This window comes from Lacisediminimonas sp., assembly GCF_030645335.1.
Taxonomy (GTDB): domain Bacteria; phylum Pseudomonadota; class Gammaproteobacteria; order Burkholderiales; family Burkholderiaceae_D; genus Lacisediminimonas.
In genome coordinates, this window is sequence record NZ_JAUSNH010000113.1 from 1 (window position 1) to 5,332 (window position 5,332).

The 5,332-nt window shown below is 62.4% G+C and carries 3 protein-coding genes and 1 riboswitch; of the genes, 1 reads left to right on the forward strand and 2 read right to left on the reverse strand.

What is annotated here, in order from left to right:
• Positions 1–171: 171 nt before the first annotated feature.
• Positions 172–282: riboswitch (TPP riboswitch) on the reverse strand.
• A gap of 254 nt (positions 283–536) precedes the next feature.
• The gene (locus Q7T64_RS07885; protein WP_304793922.1) at positions 537–3,365 is read left to right on the forward strand and encodes a valine--tRNA ligase; all 2,829 of its coding nucleotides are present in this window, start codon (positions 537–539) and stop codon (positions 3,363–3,365) included.
• A gap of 10 nt (positions 3,366–3,375) precedes the next feature.
• Here Q7T64_RS07885 and Q7T64_RS07890 read toward each other — a convergent pair whose 3' ends face one another.
• Complete coding sequence (locus Q7T64_RS07890; protein ID WP_304793926.1) at positions 3,376–4,218, reverse strand: 2-keto-4-pentenoate hydratase; 843 nt, start codon at positions 4,216–4,218, stop codon at positions 3,376–3,378.
• 116 nt (positions 4,219–4,334) lie between these two features.
• A partial coding sequence (gene ruvB, locus Q7T64_RS07895; protein WP_304793929.1) for a Holliday junction branch migration DNA helicase RuvB occupies positions 4,335–5,332 on the reverse strand: 998 nt, incomplete at its 5' end.

Sequence of the window (5,332 nt, forward strand, 5' to 3'; positions counted from 1 at the left end):
CGGGGCGCGAACCTTCCACATAGACTTTTGCCGAGTTCGGCAAGGGCTGGACGGCGGCTTCGTCTACCGTGGCGGTAGCGGCGAGGAATTGCGGATTGGCGTTCATGGTCTTCCTTTGCTTTGTAGACAAACGCGAAGGAAAACCATGCGGCGGGCACAATGGTGCGACGGTGCCCTGCTGCGATGCTTCCCTTCGCTGGCATTATCCAGATCAGGTACAAGGGTGTCTCTCACCCGATATCCGGTCTTGCAAGACCGACATCAGGACCCCTAGCGCTCGGCTGCCGCGAAAGCGCGACAGCGAGCTGATTATAGCGCCGACCGAGCTTGTGAGAAGTCCGATGCTGCGCCAACCTGGATGGATTTTTCGAAAATTGACCGGGATCAAGTCGACATTCCCGCCCCCTGACGGCAACCGGCCGCTGACGCTGACCCGGCCTGACAGGCGAAGATTGCCTGCGCTTGGCCGTGCATGTGGCTGGCTGGCGCAGGGATGGCACGTATAATCCATTCTTTTGAAAAAACAACGCAAGATCATGGAATTAGCCAAGGCATTCGAGCCCGCAGAAATCGAGCAACACTGGCGCAGCACATGGGAGCAGCGCGGTTATTACCAGGCGTCGATGGATGCGGGCAAACCCGCATTCTCGATCCAGTTGCCGCCGCCCAACGTCACCGGCACGCTGCACATGGGCCATGCGTTCAACCAGACCATCATGGACGGGTTGACTCGCTACCACCGGATGCGCGGCTTCAATACGGCCTGGATTCCCGGCACCGACCACGCCGGCATTGCGACCCAGATCGTGGTCGAACGCCAGCTCGACGCCCAGAAAATCTCGCGCCACGATCTCGGGCGCGAAAAATTCCTGGAGAAGGTCTGGGAGTGGAAGCAACAGTCCGGCTCGACCATCACCGGGCAAATGCGCAGGATGGGCGCCTCCACCGACTGGAGCCGCGAATACTTCACGATGGACGACAAGATGTCGAATGCCGTCACGGAAGTGTTCGTGCGCTTGTCCGAGCAAGGCCTGATCTACCGCGGCAAGCGGCTGGTGAACTGGGATCCGGTGCTGGGAACGGCGGTGTCCGACCTGGAAGTGGTTTCCGAGGAAGAAGACGGCAGCATGTGGCATATCCGCTATCCGTTCGCGGATGGCAACGGGCACATCACTGTCGCCACCACGCGGCCTGAAACCATGCTGGGCGACGTCGCCGTTGCGGTCGATCCGACCGACGAACGCTACGCCCACATGGTGGGGCGCATGCTGGTGCTGCCGCTGACCGGGCGCAGCATTCCAATGATCGCCGACAGTTACGTGGACAAGGAATTCGGTACCGGCTGCGTCAAGATCACGCCGGCGCATGACTTCAATGACTATGCCGTCGGCCAGCGTCATGACATGGCACCAATCAGCATTTTGACGTTGGACGCAAAAATCAACGACAACGGCCCGGAGCAATATCGCGGCCTGGATCGCTTTGCCGCGCGCAAGCAGATCGTTGCCGACCTCGACGCGCAGGGGCTGCTGGAACTGGTCAAGCCACACAAGCTGATGGTGCCGCGCGGCGACCGTACCGGCGTGGTGATCGAGCCGATGCTGACCGACCAGTGGTTCGTCGCCATGAGCAAGCCGGCGCCCGAGGGAACCTTGTTCCCGGGCAAATCGATTGCCGAAGTGGCGCTGGAAAAAGTGTCGTCCGGCGAGGTCAAGTTCATCCCGGAGAACTGGACCACGACCTATAACCAGTGGCTCAACAATATCCAGGATTGGTGCATCTCGCGCCAGTTGTGGTGGGGCCACCAGATTCCGGCCTGGTATGACGAGCATGGGCAGGTGTTTGTGGCGCGCAACGAGGAAGAAGCGCGCGCCAAGGCGCAAGCCGCCGGCTCGACCGGCGTGCTGACCCGCGACGCTGACGTGCTCGATACCTGGTTCTCGTCGGCGCTGGTGCCGTTTTCATCGCTGGGCTGGCCGGAACAGACGCGCGACATGGCCATGTTCCTGCCGTCGACGGTGCTGGTGACTGGCTTTGACATCATTTTCTTCTGGGTGGCGCGCATGGTCATGATGACCACGCACTTCACCGGGCAAGTACCGTTCGGCACAGTGTATGTACACGGCCTGGTGCGCGACGCCAACGGCCAGAAGATGTCCAAGTCCAAGGGCAATACGCTGGACCCGATCGACCTGATCGATGGCATCGATGTCGAAACGCTGGCAGGCAAGCGCACCGCCGGCCTGATGAATCCAAAGCAGGCCGACAGCATTGCCCGTGCAACGCGCAAGGAATTCAGCGGCGGCATCCCGGCATTCGGCACCGATGCGCTGCGCTTTACGATGGCCAGCTATGCATCGCTCGGGCGCAACATCAATTTCGACCTGGGCCGCTGCGAGGGCTACCGCAATTTCTGCAACAAGTTGTGGAATGCAACGCGCTTCGTCCTGATGAACACCGAAGGAAAAGATTGCGGTCTCGCCGAGCATGGCGCGGAGGCCTGTGTGGCGGGCGGCTACCTGGAGTTTTCGCAGGCAGACCGCTGGATCGTGTCGATCCTGCAGCGCACCGAAACGGATGTGGCAAAAGGTTTCGCCGACTACCGCTTCGACAACATCGCCTCGGCCATCTACAAGTTCATCTGGGACGAGTACTGCGATTGGTACCTGGAAGTGGCCAAGGTGCAATTGCAGAACGGATCCGAATCGCAGCAGCGGGCTACCCGGCGCACCTTGTTGCGCGTGCTGGAAACGGTCTTGCGGCTGGCCCATCCGATCATCCCGTTCATCACCGAAGAACTGTGGCAAACGGTGGCGCCGCTGTCGGGCCGCACGCTCGACCCGGCCGGCGACTCGATCATGCGCCAGCCCTATCCCGAGTCGCAGCCGCAAAAGATCGATGAAGCGGCCGAAGCCTGGATGGCGCAACTCAAGTCGATGACCGATGCCTGCCGCAACCTGCGCGGCGAAATGCAATTATCACCGGCGCTGCGGGTGCCCTTGCTGATGGAAGGCGAAACCACCCTGCTGCAATCGCTGGCGCCCTACCTGCAAGCGCTGGCCAAGTTGTCCGAGGTGAGCGTGGTGCCGGCCTTGCCCGATTCGCCGGCACCGGTGTCGGTCGTGGGCAATGCCAAGCTGATGCTGAAAGTGGAGATCGACCTGGCGGCAGAGCGCGAGCGCCTGACCAAAGAAGCACTCCGCCTGGAAGCCGAGATTGCCAAGGCGCAGGCAAAACTGGGCAACGAGAGTTTCGTCGCACGGGCGCCGGCCCAGGTGGTGGAACAGGAGAAAGAGCGGCTGCAAAACTTTACCGCGACTGTCAGCCGGCTGCGCGAGCAATTGGCCAAGCTGCCGGCGGCCTGAGCAAGCTCGGTCAGACGAACGAGACCGTCAGCCCCGGCAGTAATACGCCCGAGAATGCCGACGCCCATGTCTGGCCGGGTTTGATCGGGTAGGCATCGGTCCAGGTGCCGGTGGAAATGATTTCACCGGCAGCCAGCGGCGCAAACTGTGCCTGTGTCGCCAGCAATTGATGGGCGTGCCATAGCGCATGCACCGGGCTGTCGAGGACATCGCTGCCAAACCCCGCCGCTTGCAGCGAAAACACACCGGTTTGACTACAGGATAGCGACACGCTGCCGCTAGCCAGCACGCCGGCCAGCTTGCGCCGTGAGCGCACTGGAAGCGGCACCGGTTCGCCGACGATCAAGGTGCCGTGCAACCCAAAAGCGGCGATGGCGTCGGCCGCCTCGAATTGCCAATCGCGAAACGGGCACGCCACGATCTCGAATGCATGCGCCATCCACTCGATGCAGTCGGCCAGTTCGTCGATACTCGCCGCCGGGTCGGGGCTGCGGCCGAGTTTGAAAACCACTTCCGGCTCCAGCCGTGGCTGCAGCGCGCCAGCCAGGCTCTGGACGCCACTATTGTCACTCGCATAGCGCACCGTGCTATCGAACATCGGGCCCCAGATCGGCGCTTGTATCGGTTCACGCACGCCGTATTTTGGCCAGATGGTCCGGTTGGTGAAGCCGAGCTTGCGGCCGACCATCACTTCGCCCTGGGCAATCCGGATATCGAGAATGCGCTTTGCGATGTCATAGGCGCCGCCAATCGACAGCGGCGTCTCGCTGGTCAGTAGCGGCAATTGTCGGGAGTGGGCGCGCGCTTCGAGCAATTGACGCGCGAAGCGATCCGCCTCTTGAGCAGGCAGCATGGGCAATACGCGATCAGGCGTTGTAGTGGAGCATGGCGCAGATTGTGTGCGAGCTTTCAGGCTTGCACAAGCATTGCGTTTCCTGCTTGCGGGCGCTCAAGCGGGGCAAGCCGCGTTCAGGCTGCGCCGCCTGGCGACGTCCACAGCTCAGGCGTGGCATTGCCGCTGGGGATGGTGACGCCAAAATGCTGGTAGGCCGCCGGCGTGGCAATCCGTCCGCGCGGTGTGCGCTGCAGGAAACCTTGCTGGATCAGGTAGGGCTCCAGCACATCCTCGATCGTGTCGCGCTCCTCGCCTATCGCGGCAGCCAGGTTGTCCAGCCCCACGGGCCCGCCGCCGAACTTGAGCAGCACGGCTTCGAGCAACTTGCGATCCATCAGGTCAAAACCGACGCGATCGACATCCAGCATTGCCAATGCGGCGTCGGCCGTGGCCTGGTCGATGCGGCCGTCGCCACGTACTTCGGCATAGTCGCGCACCCGCCGCAGCAGCCGGTTGGCAATGCGCGGCGTGCCGCGGCTGCGCCGTGCGATCTCGAAAGCGCCATCGTCCCCGATGGGCGCATTGAGCAATCCGGCGCTGCGGGTGACGATGCGCGCGAGTTGTTCGGCCGTATAAAACTCCAGCCGCGCGACGATGCCGAAGCGGTCGCGCAAGGGATTGGTCAGCATGCCAGCCCGGGTGGTCGCACCCACCAGCGTGAAGGGCTGCAAATCCAGCCGTACCGAGCGCGCCGCCGGCCCTTCGCCGATCATGATGTCGATCTGGTAATCCTCCAGCGCCGGATAGAGGATTTCTTCCACCACCGGCGACAGTCGGTGTATTTCATCGACGAACAGGACGTCGTTGGCTTCCAGGTTGGTCAGCAGCGCCGCCAGGTCGCCCGGACGCTCCAGCACCGGACCGGAAGTCTGGCGCAAGTTCACGCCCATTTCGCGCGCGATGATATGCGCCAGCGTGGTCTTGCCCAGCCCTGGCGGCCCGAATAACAAAGTGTGGTCGAGCGCTTCGCCGCGCTTCCTGGCCGCCGCAATGAAAATGCTCAACTGGTCGCGGATTTTTTCCTGGCCGACATATTCGTCGAGCTGTTTCGGGCGCAGTGCGCGTTCGATCG

Bases quoted from the DNA above. Each gene is read 5' to 3' on its own strand.
- Q7T64_RS07890 (WP_304793926.1), bottom strand. From the start codon at position 4,218: ATGCTGCCTGCTCAAGAGGCGGATCGCTTCGCGCGTCAATTGCTCGAA.
- Q7T64_RS07885 (WP_304793922.1), top strand. From the start codon at position 537: ATGGAATTAGCCAAGGCATTCGAGCCCGCAGAAATCGAGCAACACTGG.